The organism is Maricaulis sp. MIT060901, from assembly GCF_047123815.1.
In the GTDB taxonomy this organism is placed as follows: Bacteria; Pseudomonadota; Alphaproteobacteria; order Caulobacterales; family Maricaulaceae; genus Maricaulis.
The window spans coordinates 1,256,698-1,281,543 of record NZ_CP138920.1; the positions used below are offsets into that span (position 1 = coordinate 1,256,698).

Annotated in this window: 12 protein-coding genes and 2 pseudogenes; 7 read left to right on the forward strand and 7 right to left on the reverse strand. The window is 62.7% G+C overall.

The window, feature by feature from the left end; genetic code table 11:
• The first annotated feature begins 1 nt into the window (after position 1).
• The 7 genes and pseudogenes from SIC17_RS06330 (at position 2) to SIC17_RS06360 (ending at position 5,084) form a co-directional block, all read left to right on the forward strand.
• Positions 2–976 carry an NAD-dependent epimerase/dehydratase family protein gene (locus SIC17_RS06330; protein ID WP_412546906.1) on the forward strand — a complete coding sequence of 325 codons (975 nt, stop codon included), beginning with the start codon at positions 2–4 and terminating at the stop codon, positions 974–976.
• Positions 973–1,743 carry an MBL fold metallo-hydrolase gene (locus SIC17_RS06335; RefSeq protein WP_412546721.1) on the forward strand — a complete coding sequence of 257 codons (771 nt, stop codon included), beginning with the start codon at positions 973–975 and terminating at the stop codon, positions 1,741–1,743. The genes SIC17_RS06330 and SIC17_RS06335 overlap by 4 nt, the downstream gene beginning before the upstream one ends.
• Entirely contained in the window at positions 1,743–3,026 is a 1,284-nt protein-coding gene (locus SIC17_RS06340; protein ID WP_412546722.1) for a F390 synthetase-related protein, read from the forward strand. Before SIC17_RS06335 ends, SIC17_RS06340 begins: the two co-directional genes overlap by 1 nt.
• A pseudogene (locus SIC17_RS06345) lies at positions 3,023–3,220 on the forward strand (Rieske 2Fe-2S domain-containing protein); the annotation flags it as partial. The gene SIC17_RS06340 and the pseudogene SIC17_RS06345, both read left to right, overlap by 4 nt.
• Before the next feature lie 29 nt (positions 3,221–3,249).
• Positions 3,250–3,864 carry a hypothetical protein gene (locus SIC17_RS06350; protein WP_412546723.1) on the forward strand — a complete coding sequence of 205 codons (615 nt, stop codon included), beginning with the start codon at positions 3,250–3,252 and terminating at the stop codon, positions 3,862–3,864.
• On the forward strand, positions 3,861–3,998 hold the full coding sequence (locus SIC17_RS06355) for a hypothetical protein (protein WP_412546724.1): 138 nt from the start codon (positions 3,861–3,863) through the stop codon (positions 3,996–3,998). The genes SIC17_RS06350 and SIC17_RS06355 overlap by 4 nt, the downstream gene beginning before the upstream one ends.
• 7 nt (positions 3,999–4,005) lie before the next feature.
• Positions 4,006–5,084 (forward strand): annotated as a pseudogene (locus SIC17_RS06360) (DUF3419 family protein).
• A 42-nt stretch (positions 5,085–5,126) separates the two neighbouring features.
• Here the strand turns inward: SIC17_RS06360 and pbpC are convergent.
• The 7 genes from pbpC to SIC17_RS06395 form a co-directional block, all read right to left on the reverse strand.
• Positions 5,127–7,175: a penicillin-binding protein 1C gene (pbpC, locus tag SIC17_RS06365; RefSeq protein WP_412546725.1), complete on the reverse strand. Its 2,049-nt coding sequence runs from the start codon at positions 7,173–7,175 to the stop codon at positions 5,127–5,129.
• Positions 7,176–7,184: 9 nt separating this feature from the next.
• On the reverse strand, positions 7,185–12,053 hold the full coding sequence (locus SIC17_RS06370; protein WP_412546726.1) for an alpha-2-macroglobulin family protein: 4,869 nt from the start codon (positions 12,051–12,053) through the stop codon (positions 7,185–7,187).
• Between the two features lie 121 nt (positions 12,054–12,174).
• Positions 12,175–13,212: an ACP S-malonyltransferase gene (locus SIC17_RS06375; protein ID WP_412546727.1), complete on the reverse strand. Its 1,038-nt coding sequence runs from the start codon at positions 13,210–13,212 to the stop codon at positions 12,175–12,177.
• Positions 13,212–15,398, reverse strand: a complete 2,187-nt coding sequence (locus SIC17_RS06380; RefSeq protein WP_412546728.1) for a thiamine pyrophosphate-dependent enzyme — start codon at positions 15,396–15,398, stop codon at positions 13,212–13,214. The genes SIC17_RS06375 and SIC17_RS06380 overlap by 1 nt, the downstream gene beginning before the upstream one ends.
• Positions 15,399–15,607: 209 nt before the next feature.
• Complete coding sequence (locus SIC17_RS06385) at positions 15,608–18,379, reverse strand: bifunctional aconitate hydratase 2/2-methylisocitrate dehydratase (protein ID WP_291896581.1); 2,772 nt, start codon at positions 18,377–18,379, stop codon at positions 15,608–15,610.
• Between the two features lie 328 nt (positions 18,380–18,707).
• A complete protein-coding gene (locus SIC17_RS06390) occupies positions 18,708–21,305 on the reverse strand; it encodes a glycoside hydrolase family 3 N-terminal domain-containing protein (RefSeq protein ID WP_412546729.1) in 2,598 nt (865 codons plus the stop codon).
• 233 nt (positions 21,306–21,538) lie between these two features.
• The gene (locus tag SIC17_RS06395; protein ID WP_291896722.1) at positions 21,539–24,694 is read right to left on the reverse strand and encodes a TonB-dependent receptor; all 3,156 of its coding nucleotides are present in this window, start codon (positions 24,692–24,694) and stop codon (positions 21,539–21,541) included.
• Between the last annotated feature and the right edge of the window lie 152 nt (positions 24,695–24,846).

The following is a 24,846-nucleotide window of genomic DNA, read 5'->3' on the forward strand; positions in this document are numbered from 1 at the left end:
GATGCAGACGATCTGGGTCACCGGCGCGACCGGGTTTCTGGGCGGCCGGGTGGTCGAAGACCTGCTGGAGAGCGGCCATACGGTCATCGCCAGCGGTCGCCAGACCCATGTCCTCGAGCGGTTGCAGAAAAAGGGCGCCCGGACACTCGCCTTCGACCTTGCCGATCCGACCCCGCCTGACTTGCCGGCGGTGGACGCGGTTGTGCACTGCGCCGCGCTGTCCAGTCCCTGGGGCCGCCATGCGGACTTTCACCGTGCCAATGTCCTTGGCACACGATCCGCGCTGAAGCTGGCCCGGCAGGCGGGCGCAAAACGCTTCGTCCACATCTCCACCCCCAGCGTCTATTTTCGCTTTCGCGACCAGTTGAACGTCCGCGAAACACAGCCTCTGCCGTCGCCGGTCAATGCCTATGCCGCCACCAAGGCCCGGGCTGAGGAAGAGGTGCTGGTGCACGAGGCGCTCGACCCGGTCATCCTGCGTCCGCGCGGGCTTTACGGACGCGGCGACACCGCCCTGCTCCCGCGCCTCCTGGCGGCAGCCCGGGAACGTCCACTGCCCCTGATGAACAAGGGCGAGACGGTCACCGATCTGACCCATGTCGACGATGTTGTCTCAGCGGTTCGCGCAGCGCTCAATCTCGCGCCTGCCCCGACGCAGCGCCTGTTCAACATCTCGGGTGGTGAAGCTCTGACACTGAAAACCGTCACCGAGGACGCAGCCCGCCGCGCGGGCGTAGAGGTGCGCTGGCGCCGTGTCCCCGGCTGGGCTGCCCTGGCCTATGCACGCGGCCTGGAAACTATCGCGCGGATCCGCCCCGGCCATCCCGAACCGCGGATCACCGCCTATGGTGTCGGCCTGTTTGCCTACAGCCAGACGCTCGACATTTCCGCGGCGCGGGAGGTGATGGGATGGACACCCAGGATCAGCATTCAAGAGGGCCTGGACCGCACCTTTTGCGAGGACACCGCCCGATGATGCCCGGCTTCCCTGACAGCGCCACGGTGCGCGCACCGGAGCGGCTGGTGCTTCACGGCGGTCGCTGGACAAGCCTCGACCTCACCGTGCGTTACGGGCGTTTCGAACATCCCGAGGCGGGTACTTGCCTGATCGACACGGGCTACACCTCGCGTGTGACCGAGGGCCGGCGTTCCTTCGCCTTGCGTTTCTACAATGCGTTACTCAAGCCCGAACTGTCCGCCGATGCCCTGCCTGCAGCCTGCCCAAAGGTCGACACCATTCTGCTCAGCCACCTGCATGCCGACCATGTGTCCGGACTGCGCGATTATCCAGACGCGAAAATCTATGCCCATGGCGGCAGCGTTGACTATTTCACCCAGGCCAGTTGGCTGCATCGCTCGACCCACGGGGTCTTCTCCGAACTGCTTCCCGATGACCTCGCAGACCGGATGATCCGGTTCGAGGACCTGCCGATCGTCTCGGCCCCGCTGGGTCTGGGCCTCGCCTACGACATCTTCGGTGATCAAAGTGTGCTGGCCGTCCCCCTGCCCGGGCACATGCTTGGACATATGGGCTTTTGCTGGCCGGTGCCGGACAAGCCCATCCTCTATGCCGCCGACGCGCAATGGCTCCACCAGGCGGCGGTCGACGGCACCCTGCCACCACCTCCCGCTCGCTGGATCCTGCATGACCCGCAGGCTGCGCTGGCCACCTCGGCCCGCATCGCCGACTTCGCACGCCGGGGCGGCCGGGTCATTTATTGCCACGATCCGGAGACCGTGTGATGGCGAGGACGTCCGCCAAAATCCTGCTGGAGACCGCCCGCACCTGGCTGCAGACCCGCCGGCGCGCATCGCGCCTGGCAACCCGCGAAGTGATCGAACGGCATCGGGAACGACAACTCGGACGTTTCCTGAAAAAGGTCGCGCCGCGAGCAGAGGCCTTCCGCGACCTGGCCGGCAAGCCGCTGGAGGACTTCCCGCGCATGGACAAGGCCAGGCTGATGGCCGGATTTCATCGTTACAACCGCTTCGGGATCAGGGCCGAAGATGCCTGGGCCGCAATGGAGCACGGCAACACGCTGCATGGCTGCCATGTCGGCGCCAGCACAGGCACGAGCGGCAATCGCGGCCTCTACCTGGTCGACCCGATGGAGCGGGCACGCTGGCTGGGCGTGATGCTGGCCAAGACCGGTATCGATATCCTTCGCACCCGACAGCGTGTCGCCATCCTTCTGCCCACCAACAGCCAGCTCTATGAAACTGCCAATGAAAGCGGGCGGCTCCAGCTGGTCTTCTTTGATCTCAATGAGGGGGTTGCCGCTCACGCGGAGGCGCTGTCCAGCTTCGACCCGACGGTGCTGGTCGCCACACCTCACGTGCTCACCTTGCTGGCCGACATGGATATCGCGCTGAACCCCGAGGTGATCTTTTCCGGCGCAGAGGTTCTCGACCCCACGGATCGCAGGAAGATCGAAACCCGCTTCCAGCGCACGGTACGCGAAATCTACATGGCGACCGAGGGCCTGTTCGCGGTCGCCTGTGCCCATGGCCGCCTACACCTCACCGAGGATGTGATGGCGTTCGAATGGGACAGCCAGCCGGACTTACCCGGCCTGCTCGCCCCGGTGATCACGGACTTCTCGCGCACATCCCAGATGATGGTGCGCTATCAGATGAACGACCTCCTGCGCCTGTCCGAAACACCCTGCGCCTGCGGATCAGCCCTGCAGACGGTCGACGAGATTGTCGGGCGGCGTGATGACATCTTCGACCTGCCCGGCACAGTAGCCCGCATCCCGGTCACGCCGGATGTCATCCGCAATGCGATTATTCGCACCAGCCCGCGCATCGAGGATTTCCGCGTCACCCAGACCGGCGAGGCGGCGATCGCCCTGGCGCTACCCGAAGCGTGTGCGGATTTGACAGGCGATGCGGCACATGCGCTGAACACATTGTTCGCCAGGCTGGGGGCAAGCGCCGACATCACCGCACAGACCGCCCCGCTGGTCAGCCCGCAGACCCGCAAGCTTCGCCGGGTTGTGCGCGAATGGCAGGGCCCCAAATGAACCGCTCCGCCTGGTATCCTGTCGCTGCGACACGCGACCTGCGCGCAGGTCCCGCAAAGGCTCAGCTGCTGGGAACGCCGCTTGTCATCTGGCGAAGCGAAGACGGTTACGGCGCCCTCACCGACATCTGCCCGCACCGGGGCGCGCCGCTGTCGAAAGGGTGTGTGAACAAGGGCGCGATCGCCTGCCCCTATCATGGATGGCGCTTTGATACTGACGGACAGTGCGTGGCGATGCCGGCCCTGGCGGAAACACCCCCCGCATCCGTGCCCAGGCCTTTGCGACCGCGGAACATGACGGGCTGGTCTTCGTCCGGATGGAAGGCTCGGGACACGGTTTCACACCGCCCCCTCCGCAACAGGACATCGCGTCCGCCACCCGCGCGGATGACATCACCATTCGCGCCTCGCTGGCCGACATGGCGGAGAATATCCTGGATACGACCCATACCTCTGTCGTGCACGCCGGCTATCTGCGCCAGGCCAACCGGCGGCAACTCGTCCAGCCCGGCGTACGCTGCGGGGCGGACTGGATCGAGGTGGTCTATCCGGAAAGCGCCACGCCCAGCGGCCTTGTCTCCCGCCTGTTCGGAACGGAGTGTTACGAGATCACCGACCGGTTTCGCGCGCCCGGCATTGCCGAGGTCGAATACCGGCGCAACGGCCGGATCGAATTCGCCTCGCGCTTTTACCTGTCCCCTGCCAGCGAAAACGAAACCCGGATCTTTTCCAGACTCTCCATTCGCGGCACATCGCTATTGTCCCAGCTGAAAGTCTCCATAGTCCGGGCCATGCTGCGCCGGGTGGTCTCCGAGGACGAGGACATTCTGGGCTGGTGACCGACAATGCTGAACGCTTTGGGCGTCGCCCCGGTCTCATCGCTCCACAGGACTTCCTGCGTGCGGGCATCGACGCCATCCTGCGCGGTGAGACGCCAGCGCGGCCCGACCACATCCCGCCGATCTACGTGTGAGACCGCTATGTCATTTGCCACGAGCCTGAACTTCACCTCGTCGAATGAAGATGGCCGCACCGAGCTGGCCGCGCTCGACCTGTCACCGGAGGACCGCGTGCTCTGCCTCACGGCCAGTGGCACCCGGCCGCTTGATCTCCTGTTGGGAGATCCGGCGACATCCTCGCCATCGACATCAACCCGGCCCAGAACCACCTGCTGAGGCTCAAAATCGCGGCGTTCAAGACCCTGTCCGATGACGAATTATATGCCTATCTGGGGTTTCAGCAGACGCCAGACCGGCTGGCCCTGCATGCCCGGGTCGAAACCGTATTGTCAGAGGACGCGCGCCGGTTCTGGAGCACGAGAACGGGTCTTGTCCGCAAGGGCGTCTGGAATACCGGGCGCTGGGAACGGGTGCTGCGCTTCCTGGCGCGCATACTACGCCTGGTCAGGGGCCGACGGCTCGATCAGCTTTTTGCGGCCCGGACGGTCGAGGAGCAACATCAGATCTGGCTGGAGCATTTCGAGGATGCCTTCTGGAAATCCAGTATTCACCTGCTGTCCAGCCGTTTCTTCTGGACCCATGTCATCGGCGAACCAGGCGGACAATTCCTTCCCGACCGCACAGAAACCACCCGTCGCCTGACCGCAGCCTTCCACAATGCCAGCAAACATCTCCTCTTCGGCCAGTCCGATTTCGCGACCCTGATCTTTCTGGGCCAGCACACATCCAGCAGCGCTCTGCCCCTGCACCTGCAGCGCGCCAATCTCGCGCGTGTGCGCGACCGCCTGGATCGGATTGAGATCGCCGATACCGACCTTGCCGCGCTGGAGCCTGATCAGCACGGAAGCTTTACGGCCTTTTCGCTGTCCGATTTCGGGTCCTACTGTACGCCCCAAGCCTATGCGGCGTGCTGGGACGGCGTGCTGAAAACCGCCCGACCCGGCGCGCGCTTCTGCGAACGCGTCTTCATGAATCCGCTCGCCCTGCCCGGCCCGTTCGAACACCGAATATCACTGGACAAAACCCTGTCAGACCAGTTCTCCAACAGCGACGGCGCAATCATCTATGACATCCGCGCCGGGAGGCTGGAAATCAGCTAGCCGCGAGACCGTTACAGGTCAGCTCACAGGAGCAAACACACCCTATCCGCTGCCACCCCGGATCCTTACGCGGGCGCGTGTTGTGCGGCCCTGGTCGTCCACCGCCTCGATCTCGTAGAAGCCGGGACCGCCCGGCACCCAGACAGCATCCCCGGCGGCGTTGCGAGCGACTTCTTCGCCGTCTGCATACCAGCTCACCGACTGGCTGGACTGGGCGGCCAGCACAAAGCCGCGTCCTGCGCGGTCGGCCCAGACCTCGGCTCCATCCGGTGGAAAGAGGATGTGTGGCGCGACATCGGCGGTGAAGCGTTCCAGTGTGGGCGGTGTCTCGAGGGCCTCTGGCTCGCGCGTGCGGACAAATGCCGGTGACGGGTCGAACTGTTCAACCAGGTCGAACATGCGAAACAGGACGGGCAAGGCGGCCTCTCGACCGGTCAGCCCGTTGCGTGCTGCCCCGTCCGCCCGGCCACTCCAGACAATGATCGTGTATCGACCCGATATCCCGGCAGCCCAGGCGTCGCGGAAACCGTAGGACGTGCCGGTCTTGAAGGCGATGTCCGGCGCCGAACGTGTCAGACTGGCCGGCATGCGCCCGCCGGGATGCGGAGCCCGGCGCAGGATGTTGACAATCTCGCCCGCAGACTCGGCGCTCAACACGGAGAACCCGCCCTCGGGCACAGGTGCCGCCTCGCTCCAGCGCAAGGGCTGGGCAACACCCTCATCGGCCAGAGCGGAATAGAGCACAGCCAGTTCACGCACACTCAGCCCGGCCCCGCCAAGAGCCACCGCCAGCCCGTCATCCTGTCCAGCTGTCCGCCGCCGCTCGGGCGCGGCACCGGCAAACCCTAAAACCGCACTGAAACGCCGCGCGCCGACACCATCCAGCGTCGCGACAGCGGGCACGTTCAGCGAGTGCTGGAGCGCCTCGGCAATCGTCACATCGCCGCGGAAGGTCCGGTCGAAATTGTCCGGTCGATAGCCGGCAAAACGTGTGGGCAGGTCAGCGATCCGTGTGTGCGCAGCCGCCAACCCGTCATCAAAGGCCATGCCGTAGATAAAGGGTTTCAGCGTCGATCCCGGCGAGCGCGCGCGATCTGTCAGATCAATCCAGCCCCCAGGACGCGAGCGGGATGCAGACCCCAGCGCCGCACGAACCGCACGGGTCTCGTTCTCGACCACGAGCACCGCCAGCTGGCTGGTGTCATCACCCGTCGGCAATTCGTCGATGATCGCTGTTTCCAGGGCGGACTGGAGGGCGAAATCAAGTGTGGAGACAAGATCAACACCGCCATGCGTTCGACCCTGCTCGCGGACCAGGCTCTCGCTGGCATGCCAGGCCAGGGCCGGAAAGGCCCGGCGTTGTGGCGCCGGGTCAAGCGCGGCATCTCGCGCCGCTTCAACTGAAGCCAGTCCGACCGCGGCCAGCCGGTCCAGGACCCGCCCCCGGGCAATAACGGCCTGCTCCGGTCGACGGTCCGGGCGTCGGGCTTCCGGTGATTGTGGCAGGGCGATCAGCATGGCGATCTGCTCGATCGTCAGCACGTCCGGCTCCCGCCCGAAATACGCCCAGCTGGCCGCACGCACACCTTCAAGATTACCGCCATAGGGGGCCAGGGTCAGATAGGCCTCCAGGATCTCGTCCTTGGACAGGCGCATCTCGATCTGAACGGCGCGGATCATCTGCAGGAATTTGGCGCCCAGAGTGCGTTCCCGCGGCTCAAGCAGGCGCGCCAGCTGCATGCTCAGCGTCGAGGCCCCGGAGACAATCCGCCCTGCCGCCAGGCTGTCGCGGGACGCACGCAGGACGGCCAGCAGGTCGACCCCGGCATGGCTGAAGAAACGCTCATCCTCATAGGCCAGCAGCGCTTCGACAAAATCCGGATCAAGCGTGTCGAGGTCTGCGGGCAGACGCCAGCGCCCCTCCTCGACCGGAAAGGCGCGCAGGACGATGCCATTGCGGTCCCGCACCACATGCGACACCTCCGCGACCTGTGACAGCGGCGGCGGGAAGATCCGGTCGAGCACAAACAGGCCCAGCACAAGGCCGAGCACTCCCAGCAGCAAGCGATATCGGCGCCTCAGTGCGGGCATGGTCCCGTCCTAGCCCTCGCGCGGTGCAATACTGACCGATCGGGATTCGGACCGGCCGAACACATCGGGACGATACATGTCCTCCATCACCGCGCCCGGGAAGGTGTACGTACCCGGGGTAACGGCTCGAACGATATAGGCCAGGCGGATCGGGCGGCGCTCCCGCAGATCGATGGCGGCCACAAACCGGTCATCCCGCGCCTCGGCAATCCGCGGTGAATTCAGCTGGCGAAGCCAGGAATAGGCACCGTTTGCGCCCGCATCGCCAGGATCAACAACCGCCTCGATCTCGAATCCGGCCGGCAGGAGATCAACCACGATCGCCGGGATGGTCCGCATTTCGCTGGGAGCCACGATGATGTCGATGATCATGCGGTCACCCTGGGTGATGGCGTCGAGCGCAACCGGCTGGCCATCCATCGTGCTGAGACGTTTCTGGACAACGACGCCTTGCATCGCGACGGGTGGCGCGCTGACCGGATCACCATGCGCGATCTGGGTCACCCAGACCGGTCCGGAACCAGCATTGTCGAAGCCGAACTGGGCTTGCAGGTCACCCGCCATCAACTCGAATTCCGACTGCCCCAGATTGGCCGCCAGCTCGCCCGCCGAAATATTGATGGTGACGGCCTCACCGCCCATTGCCCGCGCGGCGAGCAGCAGGAAGGCCTTCTCCTGGGTCGTCAGACGGCTGGGCTCGGGAAGCTCGGCAGCCACACGTTCCGCCAGACGTTCGACCCGCTCTGTTTCGCCAGCCTCAGCGGCCAACGCCAGCACACCGGCCAGGTCCCGGCGGGAGGACTGGTACCAGTCACCCGTATTGGCATATCCCAGTGCAGATTCTGCGGCATCGAACGCGCTCTGCGAGCGCGCCCGGTCACCGATCAGGTACAGCGCCACGGCCAGCTGGGCCCGTGCCAGCGGGCTGGCGATCTGTTGCAGGCGTTCATCATGCATGTAGCGAAGACGCGACCGGTCCGCCCGGCCGTCTCGCGCCAGCACATAAAGCGCATAGGCCGCACTGCGGTCGGTCAGGCGCTGGTCCGTATCCGTCTGGCCACGCCACATGCTGATCGTGCGGTCATAGCCATTGACCCGCCAGAGCTCCTGATTGCCGATATGGACAAGCGATTGATAGGCCCGCTCCAGCGCAGCATCCGGAACCGTGTATCCCGCCTCCGCAGCACGCGCGAGGAAGTCGACCGCATAAACACCCAGCCAGGGCGTTGAACCGCGGTCACCGACACGCCATAGCCCGAACGTCCCGTCCGCAGCCTGCCTTGACAACAGGGTGCCGATGGATTCCTGCACGCGTGCCCGCGCCTCGTTCACCCCGTCCGCGCCAGACAGCTGCGCCAGCTGGTCGGCATAGAGCAGCGGCATGGCCCGGCTGGTGATCTGTTCCGAGCAGCCATAGGGATAGCGGCTGAGCGAGCGCAGCAGCGCTGCCTCGTCCAGCGGTGTCGGAGAGAAGCTCACACTGAGCACGCCCGTACCTGGCATGAAGCTGCCGAGCGCATCCGCGCTCACCGTCCAGCTTTCTCCCGGGCTCAACCGGCCACGGTCAATGCTGGAATAGGGCAACCAGGCCGAACGAACCTCAAGCGGATAGGATCGCTCGACGGCAAACCCGTCCGGGCCTGTGACGCTGAGCGAAAGCTCGCCAATACCGGTATCGCTCGCAGCGATCGGATGGCGCGGATCGACGCGCTCGCCGGAGGCCAGCTCGTAACGCGTCTCGATATCGGCATTCACCGGCAGCTCGGCGCCGATACGGGCCGCGTACTGACCGGCAGCACCTTCGACATTGTCCAGCGTCAGCGTCGTCATCGACGAATCGCCCGGCGCCAGGAAGCGCGGCAGGATGAGTTCCGCCGGCACCTGATCCCGTACCGTGAGCGGCTGGGCTGCAGACCCGACGCCATTGCCAGACCAGGCCACAGCCATCAGTCGCAACTCGCCATTGAAGTCGGGAATGTCCAGCTCGACCGTCGCGCGTCCGTTGCGATCCAGCGGAACCGGTCCGGAATAAAGCGCCACCGTGCGCGTCGGCACCACGCTCAGCCCGGCGCCACCGATCTGGTCACCCCCGGAGCGAATGGCAGCAGCAGCCCCCTGGTTGGGGTCGAGCAGACGGCCATAATCATCCAGAAGATCCACATCCAGCGTGGTTTTGCCGAAATACCATTCCGCCGGATCAGGGGACTGGAAACGGGTCAGCGCCAGAATGCCTTCATCAACCGCCGCCACGGTGATCCAGGCGCCATCGCGCACCGGCCCGTCAGCCTCGACCTCGAGCGCCAGCGTCTGGCGCGGCCGGACCAGATCCGGAGCATTCAGTGCAATCTCGAATGTGCGATCGGAGACATCGACCGGCAGGTGCATCACCCCGACAGCACGGCGAGGTCTCGGCTCGGCGACCGGATCGCGTGGGGTCAGGACGGACACCATGACGTAGGCGCCAGCCCCCCAGTCCTCATCGACACGCAGCGAAATCTCGGCGCCTTCTTCCGGTACGGTAATCGCCCGGGTTTCCAGGACCCGGTCCGTCGCGATGACAATCTCGGCTTCACCGGCATAGGGCGGCAGGATATTGATCACGGCTTCGCCGCCAACAGCCAGCGCTTCATCCGGTCCGGCCAGGCGCACCCGGTCCGGCGCCTGGTTGCCCGAGGATGCCCGCGCACCCCAGCCAACCCAGAAACCCGTCGATGAGGTCACGCCCGTCGTGTCATGCGTCAGCACAAGCTGGTAATCGCCCCAATCCATTGGCGGCAATTGCAACTCGGTCGGGGCGTCATTCGCCAGACCGGCCACACCTTCCTCAACCAGGACAACATTGCGCGACCGGCGCCATTGCCAGCGGCCACCAGAGGTGCGGTACCAGTCATATTCCCAGTCGATACGCAGCAATTGCCAGCTTGCGCTGCCGGCCTCAAGCTGGCCCTGCGCATCCAGGGCGACAAGGTTGAAACCGATTGCCTGCTGGCGCCGCGCCCGTCCCTCGAACTGGGGTTCAACACCCAAATAGACCGGTTGCGGGCGATAGGGCAGACGAACATCATCCGCTACCGCGCGGCCTCCGGGTTCGATGGCACTGATCACCGCGCGAATGCGCAAGGGCACTGAGGCATCAAGACCGGAATTGGCAGGCGTGACCACGATATTTGCCCGCCCTGCGCCGTCAGCCACCGTATCCGGCAGGTCCCGGCTGATTTCGCGGAAAGCCTGGTCATGGCGCCCGAAACGAAAGCCCGAATAGTCCGGGAAGGGATTGGGGTCGGTCTCTACCCGGATCCGGCTCTCCACTGTCAGCCCGGCACCGGGCGCACCATAGAGAAAGCGCACATCCGCCGAGACATCCCGCGTCTCGCCGGCCAGCACCGGCGTCTCGCTGTCTGCCTCCAGATCCAGCGCGATGCGCTGTGGAACAAAATCCTCGACCGAGAAACGCGTCTGCGCGACACGGCCATGCCCGTCCAGCTCGGCGTCGATCCGCCACTGGCCGCGCGCAGCTTGCGCGGGAAGATCGAACTCCCAGAATACCGCCCCGGCGGCCTCGGCCGTCTCGAACCGACGGCGATCGGCCTCCAGACCGTTCGGGCCATAGAGGATCAGCGTGCCGGGACGGTCCGTCACCGCCCGCGCCTCGACATCCCGGAAAAGCGCATTGGCATAAACATGCTCGCCCGGCCGATAGATGCCGCGGTCAAGATACAGATAGCCGTCCGCGCCATCGGGACGCTGACGCCCGCCGACGTCCTGACCGGACAGGTCAACCGGGGCCCTTTGCAGGTCCAGCACGGCAAAATCATTATCCGGGCCATAAGCGGTCAGCAGACGCGGAGCCATGACCCCGTCGCCACGTGTCAACGGCGCATCAAACCGGGCGCGACCGCCCTGGTCGGTTGTCGCGCTTGCCAGGATCTCATTGTTGCGGGCGACCAGCTCGACCTCGACGCCCGGCACCGGCCGCGCGGTCTGCAGGGAGCGTACGACATAGTCGATCCCGCCCTCACCGCGATAGGCGGTCAGCGCCAGGTCCGTAATCACCAGCCAGCGACGTGCCCGCGCCGGATTGCGATAACTGCCTTCCTGTTCGGCCGCGTCATCGACCTCGATGAAATAGGCACCCGGCTGCAGCGTTCCGATGGCATCGGCGATCGGGAAAACCGTGGTAACCGGCGTGTTGAGCGCACCGGCCGTATCCATCTCCCCATCCCAGATCCGCTCGGCCACAGAGAACGGATCCTCATCACCGCCAAGCCAGCTATATTCGCCCTCGGCCGCATTGAAGCCGGAAGAAATGGACCGGAAGGCCAGGGCGCGATCGGTGATCCGCCACAGGCGAATGCTGACCGCTTCGACATTGACCGTCTCGATCGCCAACCCGTCCGCATCCAACCGCGGCAGGATCACCCCATCCCCGGCAATGCCGACATAGGCCGGTCGATCGCCAAAATCGATCTCGATGGTCTCGTCCTGGCGCAGGGCCAGGCCATCCGCGGCCGGGAACCCGGCCCGCAGGGTCAGCTGCATGCTCTCGCCAAAACTCATCCCGCCCAGACAGAGAGTCTGTCCCTCGGCAGAAACAGCCAGGCTCTCACCGCTCTCCAGCGCGATATAGGATTGGTAATCGGCGGCCGGGTCGAGCGGGTGGGTAAAGCCGAGACAGATGCCGGGCGCATCAGCGCTGAAATCGACGCGATATCGCAGGAAGGCAAACTGGCTGGCCTGTTCAGGCGCCGCACGCGGTGCATCTGCAGGCCGGGTCTCGAACTCCGGCCCGGGGGCCGTCTCCACATCACTGGCCGGAGAACACGCAGCTAGCAGACCTGCCGCCAGTCCCATCACGGTAAAAACACGCCAGAATGCCATGGAAAACCCCTGTCTCTTTCCCCTGTCCCGGGAGCACAATACGGCGCTTGCAACCGAAATACAGCTCTCAGGGAATAAAAAGACGCGCGATCACCCAAACGTCGCGCCTGAAGGCACAGGGCTATCCCGGGTGGGCAACCAGGTGGCGCTGATCATCACGCCCCATAGAAACGAGAAATGGCGAAGCTGATTGCAAGGTCTGGAACGCGGTCTTGTCATTCATTCCGCGCCAGTCGGCGAGGATTAGGGACTGCGCCACGGCGCCACCGAGCGTCGTGCCCGGTCCGGCAACGATGAAGTAGTCCGGCGCAAATTCACGGGCTGCAACTTCGATGGCGCGGGTGAAGTCGTAAGTCTCAACGACCTGGTGATCGAGCGTATAGGACCACAAGGCCTGCAGATCGCACGCGCCGGGCCACCAGATTGCACCCCGCCCGTCAATCAGCGGGGTTGCTGGCTGTCGAAACAGCTCTGCCGCCAGCAGGGCACGCCCCTGGGCCGCGACCGGGTCTTGCAGGCGGGAATGGAAAGCCGCGTGATTGGACAGGCGCATCGGAAAATTGTCCTGCACCGGCACCGCCGCCTCGAAAGCCGAAAGCCCCGCTTCATCACCCGCCAGCACAAGCATGCCCCCGAGGTCGATCGACAGGGTCAGGACGTGGCCTGCTCGATCATTGATCTCATCAACCAGCGCCAGCAGTGCGGCCCGTCGTTCGGGGTCCGGTGTCCAGTTTTCCGCCAGATGCGGATAGACAAGCTGTCCTCCGATGAGGCTCTCCTGCATCAGGCGCCCCATCGTGTTGACGACGTCAAAACCGTCCTGGGCAGAGAGGGCACCACCACATGCCAGGGCCGAATACCAGCCCATGGAATTGCCAGTGACCGCCACGATGTCGATCTCGCGCGCATCGATGGACAGGAAGTCACCATAAGTCGCCGCATAGATCAGCGCAGACGCATTGTCGCCGCGCGTATGCTTGGCAACCGAATAGCGCTGAGCACTGTCCAGCGCAGTCAGCGTTTCCTGCCCCAGACCCGCACGCCGGGCATCAAATTCCGACAGGAGCGCCGAGTTCGGAAACGATCGCCCCAGCACACCGAGCTCTGACTTGTTGTAGGTGCCGCGCCCCGGGCAGATCAGTACCGCTGTCTTGCTCATCACTCGCCTCCCAGGGCCGATTTGGCAGCTGCGTAGATGCTTTCTTCCGAGGGCAGCGTGGCGCCGTATGCGGGGCCTGTCGCAATGAAACTGTCTTCAGCAGCCAGGCGCGAAAGCGGCACATCCACTTCCTCCGCCAGCATCGCCATCAGCGCCTCTGACATCCCGCCTGTGCGCCGGGTCTCGTCGACAATGAGGACACGTTCGCAGTCCCTGACCGCGTCGACCAGAGCCTCTTGCGGCAGAGGATTGAGCCAGCGCAGGTCAATGACCCGTGTGGACACACCCTCGTCCTCGAGGCGTTTCTGAACCCGGCGGGACAGGTAATACCCGTTGGCATAACTGACGATCGCCAGCTTTTTGCCGGAGCCGGACTGACCGATTTCACCCATCGCGATGCGCTCGTTCTGGGGCGGATACTCGGTCATCCAGCCGCCATCCTTGTCTTCCAGGAGGTCACGCATCGGGTAGAGCGCGATCGGTTCCAGGAAGACCACCAGGCGCTGTTCCTCTCGCGCCAGACGGACACATTCGCGGAGCATGCGCGCAGCGTCAGCGCCATTCGACGGGCACGCCAGGATCAGACCGGGAATATCGCGCAGGACGGCGACGGAATTGTCATTGTGGAAATGCCCGCCGAAACCCTTCTGGTATCCCAGCCCGGCAATGCGGACCACCATGGGATTGGTGAACTGGCCGTTCGAGAAGAATGGCAGGGTCGCCGCCTCGCCCCGCAACTGGTCCTCGGCATTGTGCAGGTAGGCGAGGAACTGGATCTCGGGCATCGGGACAAAGCCGTTGTGGGCCATGCCGATACCGAAACCGAGAATGGACTGCTCGTCGAGCAAAGTATCGATCACCCGGTCCTGACCGAAGCGGGTCTGGAGTTTCTGGGTGACGCCATAAACGCCGCCCTTGCGGCCGACATCCTCGCCCATCATGACGATTTCCGGGTGTTCCAGCATCAGGTCGGCGAGCGCCCAGTTAATGATCCGGCTCATGGGCTGGGGATCTTTCTGGGCTTTCAGTTCGCCGCGGAACATTTCCGCGCGGGCTTCGGCCGACGGGCCGTTGGTCGGCGCGCACTCCCGTTTCGGCGGGACAATGCTGGCCATGACGTCGTCGGCTGTAGACAGGCGTGGACGCGTCACGGTCTCACCGGCGACACGGGCAACACGCGCCCGCGTCTGTTCGTAGACATCCAGCGTCTGGGAAGGCGTCGATGCGCCACTTTGCGCCAGCAGGCGCGCGGAATGCAGAAGCGGATCATTTGCCTCATCGGCCTCAACCTCTGCCTTGGACAGATAGGTCGTGGCGACATCCGCTCCGGCATGCCCGTAGAGCCGCACGGTGCGAACATGCAGGAAGGCGGGACGCCGGCGTGTACGCACATACTCCGCCGCCTCGAGCGCAACCCGATAGGTGTCAAAGATATCGAGACCATCACAGAAGAAGTACTTCAGTCCCGGCCGGTGTTCGAACGTCTGGCGGATCCAGCCTGTCGGGGTCTTGGTCGAGATGCCGATGCCATTGTCTTCGCAGACAAAAAGAAGCGGCAGGGGGATGGACTGGAAACAGGTCCACTGGGCGGTGTTGAAGGCTCCCTGCGCCGTCGAGTGGTTGGCCGAGGCATCACCGAAGGAACAGGCCACAATCGCATCTTCAGGGAATTCGCGATGTTCCGGGTCATGTCGCGCGGCGGAAGCCACCGAATAGGCAGCACCGATCGCCTTGGGCAGGTGGCTGGCGATCGTCGAGGTCTGCGGCGGAATGCTGAGCGCCTTCGAACCGAGAACCTTGTGACGCCCGCCGGAAATCGGGTCTTCGGAGGAACAGGAAAAACTCAGCAACATGTCCCAGGCAATCGTCTGCCCGGCTACCTGGGCGCTCCGGGCGATCTGGAACGCTGCATCCCGATAATGAAGGAAGGCCGGATCAGTCGGCCGAAGGGCGTGCGCGACGGCGGCCAGGCCTTCATGTCCCGAGGAGCCAATGGTGTAGTAACCCTCGCCGACCTGCTGCAGGCGGCGGCTTTCCAGATCGAGGGCACGGCTCAGGCACTGGGCCCGAAACACCGACATCGCGTCACTGGCCGTCAACGGGCCCCGAGGCGGCTCGCCTTCGGGCCAATCGGCCGCCGCTACGCGCTGACGAAAATTCGTCTCAACAATGCCGGCTCTGTCCATGGGTCTCACAACACGTGTTTGGGTGGGGATGAATTCAGGAGGAAAATCGTATCGCCCGTTTACGTGGCCAGATCCAGCCTCGATGCGCACTCCGATGCTGCCGGAATGCCGGGCAAGGTACAGAAATGAAACTGCCGCGCCGGGTCTGTCCGGCGCGGCAGGCTCATAACGTCAGGCAGGACCGGCGAGCGGCCAGCCCTGTCTGTGGATCAGTAGTGTACCGAGCGCGGATCGAGCGGCGCCTGGTTCGGCGGCGCGAACTTGGTCAGGTCAATGCCGTCGACTGCAGCTGTGTATTCGTCCAGGCTCGGAGTGCGGCCCAGGATCGCGGAGAGCACCACGACCGGAGTGGATGCCAGCAGGGACTCACCCTTCTTGTCGGCAGCATCCTCGACCACGCGCCCCTGGAAGAGGCGTGTCGACGTGGCCAGGACGGTGTCACCCTTGGCGGCCTTTTCCTGGTTACCCATGCACAGGTTACAGCCTGGACGTTCAAGGTAGAGAATATTCTCGTACTCGGTCCGCGCTGCGCTCTTGGGCGCATCATCGTCGAATTCGAAGCCGGAATACTTCTGGAGGATGGCCCAGTCGCCCTCTTCCTTCAGCTCGTCGATGATGTTGTAGGTCGGCGCGGCCACCACCAGCGGCGCATTGAACTCGACACGACCATGGTGCTTTTCGAGGTTCTTGAGCATCTGGGCGACGATCTTCATGTCACCCTTGTGCACCATGCAGGACCCCACAAAACCGAGATCCACGTGCTTTTCGGCGCCGTAATAGGAAATCGGGCGAATGGTGTCGTGGGTATAACGCTTGGAGACATCGTTATTGTTCACGTCGGGATCAGCGATCATCGGTTCGTTGATCTCGTCCAGATCCACAACAAACTCGGCGAAATAGCTGGCATCGGCATCGGGCTGCAACGCCGGGCGCTCGCCGGAACGGATCTCGGCGATACGGTCATCAGCAATCTTGACCAGGCCCGCCAGGGTCTGGGCGGCATTGTCCATGCCCTTGTCGATCATGATCTGGATGCGGCTCTTGGCGATTTCCAGGGATTCGATCAGCGTCTCGTCCTCGGAGATACAGATCGCCGCCTTGGCCTTCATCTCCGCCGTCCAGTCGGTGAAGGTGAAGGCCTGGTCGGCCAGCAAGGTGCCGATATGCACCTCGATCACCCGGCCCTGGAAGACGTTCTCACCGAACTTGCGCAACATCTGGGCCTGGGTCGCATGAACCACGTCACGGAAATCCACATGGTCCTGCAGGCTGCCCTTGAAGGTCACCTTCACCGATTGCGGGATCGGCATGGTCGCCTCACCGGTCGCCAGGGCCAGGGCCACCGTTCCCGAATCCGCACCAAAGGCGACGCCCTTGGACATGCGCGTGTGGGAATCGCCACCGATGATGACCGACCAGTCATCCACCGTGATGTCATTGAGCACCTTGTGGATGACGTCCGTCATCGCATGATATTCGCCCTTGGGATCACGCGCCGTGATCAGGCCGAACCGGTTCATGAACTCCATCAGTTTCGGGATATTGCGCTGGGCCTTGATGTCCCAGACCGAAGCCGTGTGACAGCCAGACTGGTACGCGCCGTCCACGGAGGGCGAGATCACCGTTGCCGCCATCGCCTCGAGCTCCTGCGAGGTCATCAGACCGGTCGTGTCCTGGGAGCCAACGATATTGACGCGAACGCGCACGTCAGAGCCGGCGTGAAGCGCCTTGTCACCCTCAACGCCGACAGCGTTCTTGTTGAAGATTTTCTCGACGGCTGTCAGGCCCTCATCCGGATTGGTCACTTCCTTCGGCGCTGCAAAGACGGCTGGCTTTTCAATGCCGAGGGCGCTGGCAGCGAAGCTCTGGAGTTTCTTGCCGAAAACGATCGCATAGGAACCGCCTGCGCGGATGAATTCGACTTTCTGAGGCGTCAGTGAATCGGCGATATCAGCCAGTTCCTTCTGACCGGTCTCGTCATAGAGTTTCTTGGCCTTGGTGTTGATCGTCAGCACCGTGCCATTGTCGACGGAATAGACCTGTTCCAGCTCCGGATCGCCGACGTTTCCGCCCGATTTCTTGACCCAGTTTTTCAGATCAATGCCGATACCGCCGGTCACACCAACAGTCGTAAGGAAGATCGGGGAAATCCCGTTCGTGCCACCAACAATCGGGGCGATGTTCACGAACGGCACGTAGGGACTGGCCTGTTTACCCGTCCACAGCGCGACATTATTGACGCCGGACATGCGCGAAGAGCCGACACCCATCGTGCCCTTTTCCGCGACAAGCATGACCTGCTTGTCCGGATGCTGGGCCTGCAGCGCCTCGATCTCGGCCTGCGCCTCCTTGGAAATCATGCACTTGCCGTGCAGCTCGCGGTCCGAACGGGAGTGCGCCTGATTGCCGGGCGAAAGCAGGTCGGTTGATACGTCACCTTCGGCGGTGATGTATGTGACGACCTTGATCTCTTCATCGATCTCGGGAAGCGCGGTGAAGAAATCGGCGCGTGCGTAACTTTCGAGGATGTCGCGGGCAACGGCATTGCCAGCCTCAAGGGCTGCCGCCAGGCGATCCGTGTCAGCCTCGTAGAGGAAGACCTGCGTCTTCAGCACGCTTGCCGCCTGCTGGGAGATTTCGGCGTCATCGCCGAGCGCCAGGTCAAGCAGAACCTCGACGGACGGTCCGCCTTTCATGTGAGATAATTGTTCGAAGGCAAACGCCTGGGAAATCTCGTCAATCGCGATCTCACCGGAGGCGACTGCCTTGAGAAAACGCGCTTTCTCGGCTGCGGCCGGCGTTGTGCCCGGAAGCGTATTGTAGATCAGGAAGTCCAGTGCCTGGGCCCGATGAGGACTGTCGGCATCCTTGATGTGTGCAATGATTTCGAGCGTCAGGCCCGCAGCATCAATCGGTTTTGCGCCCAGGCCCTCGCCCTTGCGCGTCTCAATTTCGGAGAGATAGTCAGAATAAGCGCTCATCGAGACCCCGTCTAAAGCGTGTTTTCCCCTGAGGGCGCACGCCATCCGGCGCAGCACGAAGGCCCAGGGTTTCGTTGATGTTGAGATAATTTAGTGCCGAACGCGTTGCAAGATAGCAAACGCGGGTGAGGTCGAGCAAACGCATCGCCTTACCGATGCCTTTCGACACCAGCCTGGCCGTAACGATAGCGCGCCAGTTCTTTGCTCGCGCGCGGTCACTTCCCCAATAATGGAGACGTGACCAGCACGGAGACCGACGCAGCAGCGGCCGCTATCTCACAGATGACCAAGCTGCGGGAACAGGCCATCTGCTCGACATCCGAAGTTTCTAGAGCTCACACGCCATGTCACTCGATGCCTCACCCGCGATCCGGATGTCATCGATCCACAGCTCCAGCCCTGGCGCACCTTCCACGACGAAGGATGCGTCCACGGATGACAAGTCAACGCCAGCGTCCGCGAAACAGGACAGCGGCAGGACAGCGCTCTGCCACCCCTTGCTCTCTGCCCAGCGGATACCGGCGGTGATGTCGAGGCGGCCCTCGCAAGCTTCTCCGCAGGACATGCCCAAATGTACGGGGCCCTCACCGCGCGCGGTAACCTGATACGAGATCTGCAGCAGGCTGTTGGCATCGAGTGTCGCGGAAGAATTCTCAACGCGTAATCCTGCCACTGCCGACCACGTGGCGCGAAGGCTGTCATCCTGCACATCGCGGTCGTCCAGCGTCACGCTAAGCGCCCCGTCTGCAGTCGCGGCGTCCGGCGAGGCCACCGCGACCCGCTCTGCACCACTGACCAGCGCGACTTCATGACCGGCAGCCGCACGACCGTTAGCCAGCAATGCCACAGACCCGGCGCCGACCAGGTCGGCCAGACCGCTCGCCTCGCTCAATACGCCAACAGCCTCACCGGGCTCGGTGTAACTCAGGCCGTAACCATATGCGAACAACGGCTCATAATTCTCATCATGGGGATTGAGCACGGTCTGATCGGCTGAACGCGGCCACGAATATGACAGGCGACCGGAAAAATCATGGCGGGGCTCGCCTGTCTCATCGGAAATCAGAACGTCGGCAATGCCGCCACCTTCCGACCCCGGCAACCAGGCCGCGACAAAGGCATCGGACGCATTGAGTTCGCGGTTCATCCATAACGGTCGACCGGAAATGAAAACGGCAACGGTCGGAATGCCTTCGGCCTGGAACTGACGCAGCAATTCCAGACCCCGTTCGTCAGAGAAATTCACATAGTCCTGGTCCCCAAGGAACTCGGCATAGGGGTCCTCGCCAAACACAACGACTGCAACATCAGGCCGATCGGTATAGCTGCCATCTTCACTGACCGTGACCGTGCCACCAGCGGCAGAAACGACCTCATTGAAACCGTCATAGACCGACTGCCCGCCCGGGAAGTCGTCATTGTCGTGCCCATCACCTTGCCAGTTGATGGTCCAGCCACCGGACTGCTTGCCAATATTGTCGGCGCCGTCGCCGGCGAGAAGGATATTGGCGGTCGGATCGAGCGGAAGCAGACCGGAGTCGTTCTTCAAGAGCACGAGCGACTCGCGCACGGCCTGTCGCGCCAGCGCCCGATTCGCCTCGCCACCAATGAGCTCGAAATTCCCCGCATGTGTCCGCTCTGACGGCGCCAGCCCGTCGAACATGCCGGCGCGTGCCTTGACCCGCAGGATGCGCGTGACAGCCTCATCCAGACGCTGCATCGGAATGGTCCCGTCCTGCACCTGGGTCAGCAGGCTCTCATACAAGCCCTGCCAGCTTCCTGACGCCATATACATGTCCACACCGGCGAGCAGGGCCTGGGGACAGTTCTCCGGATCACAGCCCGCAATCTGTCCATGCCCCTCCCAGTCACCGATGACAAAGCCGTCAAAACCCATGCGATCGACAAGAACATCGGTCAGCATGGCGCCATTGCCGTGCATCTTGACGCCATGCCAGGAATTGAAGGACGCCATGACGGTCTGCACACCAGCCGCAATGGCCGGCGGATATCCGGCCGCGTGAATGTCGCGCATGTCGGCTTCGCTGGCGCGGTTGTCTCCCTGGTCGATACCGCGATCTGTACCGCCATCGCCTACCCAGTGCTTGGCGGTGGCAACAATATGATCAGCACCGAGCAGGTCATCGCTGTCCGCTGCGCCTTGCAGCCCCTCGACCATGGGCCCGCTCAGATTGGCGACGATTTCCGGGCGCTCGGAATACCCTTCATAGGTCCGTCCCCAGGTGTCATTCTGCACAACCGCCAGGGTGGGCGCAAAGGTCCAGTCCTGGCCAGTGGCCCGGATTTCCAGTGCGGTTGCTTCGCCAATCCGTCGGATCAGGTCAGCATTATTGGCAGCGCCCAATCCGATATTGTGGGGAAAGAGCGTGGCACCAACGATGTTGGAGTGGCCGTGTACCGCGTCAGTGCCCCAGATAATGGGAATGCCGACACCACCGTCTGAAGTGTCCGTAGTCGCAGCATAATAGGCGTCTGCGAGATCCAGCCACGCTTGCGGTGGCGCGAAATTATCGTCACCGGGACCGGAGTTGCCGCCATTGAGCACGGAGCCAAGGTGATATTGCGCGGCCAGCTCGGGCGTAACGGTGGAAATATCGGCCTGCAGGACCTGGCCGACCTTTTCCTCAACGCTCATACGCGAAACGAGATCAGCAACAAAAGCCTCGACGTCCGCGTCACGCTCAATTCCTGACTGTCCCTCGGGCCAGTTCGCCGGATCGACAACAAGGGAGCTGGTTCCATTTGATACCGTGATTGCGGAGGCCATGGCCGCGGCGGCATCCACCGGCGCTTCAGATGCCGGCTCGGTCGTCGTCTCCGGTGCAGGCTGGCACGCCGCCAACGAGATTGCGGCGAGCGAAACGCCCAGTGTCCACGCTGCGGGCTTCATCTTCGTATGGGTCATCCGGGTCTCCATCAGGCCGTCATTCAGAGCGTCAGTGTCCTGGGGACAGACAAATCCGCTCGCACTCAGTGTAACAAGAATGGGAATTCACGACGCGGCATTGCTGATCTTGGGTGAAAGCCAGGCCGTATCCGCTGATTGCCGGAACAATAGCCGGCACAATCCAAAAAAGGGGCAGGTCGTTAAACCTGCCCCCAATTTTCAGGGCTTGAAACCGTTCGGTTTCAACATGCCTAGAATTCGTAACGAAGGCCGAATTCAAAGCGACGGTCATTGTCGAAGACCGAGCGGGCATAAGTCTGCCCGGCAGCATCAACTTGCTGAGACGCCGTTGCTTGCGTGTCGAGCAGGTTCGCCGCCTGAACACGGAATTCGAGATTGTCCGTTACATCCCAGCGGAAGGACGCATCCAGGAAACCGATATCATCCTGCGAGATCGGGTTACCGGTGACGTAGTCACGGTAGGAGCTCACATACTCCGAACGCCAGTTATAGGCGAGACGGACTTCGAAGCGGTCATCCTGGTAGATACCAATCAGGTTGTAGGACGTGTCGGAAAGACCGAGCAGATCGTCCACACCCCAGCGATAAACTGTCAGGAAGCCTTCAACACCATCACCTTCCGTGTCACGAACAGACGGCAGAGCGGTTGCTTCGGAGTCCAGCAGCGTCAGGTTTGCCTGAACACCGAGGTTTCCGAACAGGCCCGGCCATTCGGTGAAGAATTGCTGGTAGGAGAACTCGATACCTTCAACCGTACCATCATTCAGATTGGTATTGCCGTTGAAGACGATCGGAATGGTGTAACCATCCACGGTGATCGTATCGATCGTTTCCTCACCGTAGACGATGATGTTCTTCAGATCCTTGTAGAACAGGGATGCGGAGAACAGGCCGTCGGAGCCGAAATACCATTCGTAAGAGAGATCGAAATTCGTTGCCTCGATCGGCTCCAGGTTCGGGTTTCCGCCGAACACATTCAGCTGTCCCGGAATGATGTCGGTAACTACCGACGGAGTGACCGAATCGTCAACCACGTATCCAAGCTCGGCGACTGTCGTCTGGTTGGAATTCAGCGCCGCGATATCTGCCGGCGTGATAGCCTGGCTGGCGGCGAAACGAATGATCATCTCGTCGTTCAGGTCCCAGCGCAGGTTGAAGGACGGCAGGATGTACTCGTAGCTGTCGTCGATCGAATTGGCGATGTTGGCCTGATCGAGATAAGCCGCCAGCTCCGGCAGGAAGTCACGCTCCTGCGTGGTGTTGGCCGGATCGTCCTCGGCAAACTCCGCAAACGCTGCAATGCCGCCGCCCGTGGTTTCGGTGCTGACATAGCGCAGACCGAAATTACCAGTGACCGACTGGCCGTTGGAGAATTCCTGGCCGTAGTTGAACTGGACGTAGAAATTGGTCGTTTCCTCGCGGACCGTGCCCTCGGAGCCGCGACCGACATAGTCGACAGAACCGTTCTGGCGCAGCGGCACCCAGTCGCCAACCTGAAGATTTCCGTCACCGTTCACGCCGACACCGATCAGCGTCTCTCCAGCCAGAGAATTCACAAATGCATCATAGTCCTGCATCTGCATGCGGCTCGGGAAGACAATGGACGACATGCCGGTGAAGACACCACCACCCATGAAGTCAGAGAAGTCGGCAACGTCATAGGCACCGGCATCGACGCGGTTGGCGTACGGCAGGTAACCACCTGCCCATGGCGGTGCAATCGCAGCCCAGTTCAGGCCCGCATTGCGGTTTGTCTGCTCACGCTGTGAGAAGCGAGCACCGAACTCAACGGAGTCAAACCAGCCGTCACCATCAAACTCATACTCGGCGTCCGCACGGAATGCGTAGAGATCACCGGCATTGTCCTCGAACTGGTCGGCTGCGTACAGCAGGAAGGCGTAACGCGGATCCGCCAGGTCACCCAGCACACCCGGATCGTCGCCACGGAAGGTCCCACCCCAGTCGGCAAGACGAACGTCATCAGACAGGAAGAGGTCGATTTCCGGATTTTCGGTGTCGGAGAAATCGAAACGGTAATCAGCGAAGTGGTTACCACCCGCCCAGAGGCGATTCATGGACGCTTCGGCATCCGTGTAGTGACCGTCCAGTTCGATGTACAGGCGATCATTCACGCGCCATTTGAAGTTCGCGCTGATGTCCTGCGTCATCGATTCATTGGTCTGAGCGATTGCCAACGACTGCAACGGCGTTTGCAGATTGCCGGTCTGACCCAGCCAGTCACGCAGGTTGTTGGAAACCACACCGGATTCCATCAGCCCTCCATCGACACCAATGAGGTTTTCACAGATACCGAGGCCACCGTTCGCCGCTTCACCAGCACCGTTACAACGCGGAATGCCCGCAGAGGTGAACGGCACGATGCTGCGCGAGTCTGGGCCTTCAAGGATAGACCAGGCTGCCCAGGACTCAGCGTCGGTGAAGAACTCGATCGTACGCTCGTCGGTACGGGTAAAGTTTTCGACGCGCGTCGCCTTCAGCGTCAGTTCCATGTCGCCATCGTTCGAGCGCCACTGGCCTGCCACGTAGAAGCTGTCACGTTCACGACCGATTTCCGCATCACGCGCCTGCCAGCCGCCCGGCAGTGCCATGGTCGTACCCGGAGCATCCGGATTCGGAACCGCCAGAAGCGGGCCGTACTGGAAACCGTTAATCGAGGACTCGAGGTCAGACGTCGAGAAAGAGCCCATCAGGCCGAATTCGCCTGCGTCATTCTCCCAGCGGTCACCGAGGATGACGCTGAAGCCCGGGCTCCATTCCTCTGCCTGGTCGGTGTAGATGGTGTCAGCTACAACAACCGCGACACGACCATCGCGATCGAACGGCTCGAGCGTGCGCAGATTAACGGTACCGGCGATACCGCCCTCGATCATGCTGGCTGTCTGGTTTTTGTAAACGTCAACACCGCCGATGAGTTCCGGCGGGATGCTGGCCCATTCCAGAGCACGACCACCGTTCGCGGAGAATGCGTCACGGCCGTTGAACTCCGAACGTACGTACTGGAGACCACGAACAATGTTGCCCGAGCCTTCCGGGGACGGGAAGTCGCCGTCGCTGCCGCCAAGCTCGAAACGCTGGGTCACAACGCCCGGCACACGCGCCAGGGCTTCGGCAACGGATAGATCCGGCAGCTGCGAGACATCGGTCGCGGTAATGGAGTCGACGAAAGTGTCGGCTTCCCGCTTGATGTTTCGCGCGTTCAGAAGGGCGCCGCGCACACCTTCGACCACGATTACTTCGGTCGGACCGCTCTCGTCTGCATCTTCCGCTTCCTGGGCGAATGCAGGCTGAGCACCCAGCGCCGCCACGAGTGCTGACGTTCCCAGCAAAGCGTAGCGAGTAGACCGCCACCGGTCTGGATTGTTCATTTTGCTCACAATTGTCTCCCCTAGACGCACATCATTTATGTTTCCCCGAGCCATATTTCGGCATCGTCTGGATGATAACGTTATCATGACAATTGGGACAATGATAGCGTTATCAGAAGTGCTTTCCTTTTTTCGGGGCGCACTCCATATTC

What these genes read in the sequence shown, in the direction of transcription:
- SIC17_RS06330 (WP_412546906.1), top strand. Translation starts at nt 2, where the DNA reads ATGCAGACGATCTGGGTCACCGGCGCGACCGGGTTTCTGGGCGGCCGG.
- SIC17_RS06335 (WP_412546721.1), top strand. Translation starts at nt 973, where the DNA reads ATGATGCCCGGCTTCCCTGACAGCGCCACGGTGCGCGCACCGGAGCGG.
- SIC17_RS06340 (WP_412546722.1), top strand. Translation starts at nt 1,743, where the DNA reads ATGGCGAGGACGTCCGCCAAAATCCTGCTGGAGACCGCCCGCACCTGG.
- pbpC (WP_412546725.1), bottom strand. Translation starts at nt 7,175, where the DNA reads ATGCCCGCACTGAGGCGCCGATATCGCTTGCTGCTGGGAGTGCTCGGC.
- SIC17_RS06370 (WP_412546726.1), bottom strand. Translation starts at nt 12,053, where the DNA reads ATGGCATTCTGGCGTGTTTTTACCGTGATGGGACTGGCGGCAGGTCTG.
- SIC17_RS06375 (WP_412546727.1), bottom strand. Translation starts at nt 13,212, where the DNA reads ATGAGCAAGACAGCGGTACTGATCTGCCCGGGGCGCGGCACCTACAAC.
- SIC17_RS06380 (WP_412546728.1), bottom strand. Translation starts at nt 15,398, where the DNA reads ATGGACAGAGCCGGCATTGTTGAGACGAATTTTCGTCAGCGCGTAGCG.
- SIC17_RS06385 (WP_291896581.1), bottom strand. Translation starts at nt 18,379, where the DNA reads ATGAGCGCTTATTCTGACTATCTCTCCGAAATTGAGACGCGCAAGGGC.
- SIC17_RS06390 (WP_412546729.1), bottom strand. Translation starts at nt 21,305, where the DNA reads ATGACCCATACGAAGATGAAGCCCGCAGCGTGGACACTGGGCGTTTCG.
- SIC17_RS06395 (WP_291896722.1), bottom strand. Translation starts at nt 24,694, where the DNA reads ATGAACAATCCAGACCGGTGGCGGTCTACTCGCTACGCTTTGCTGGGA.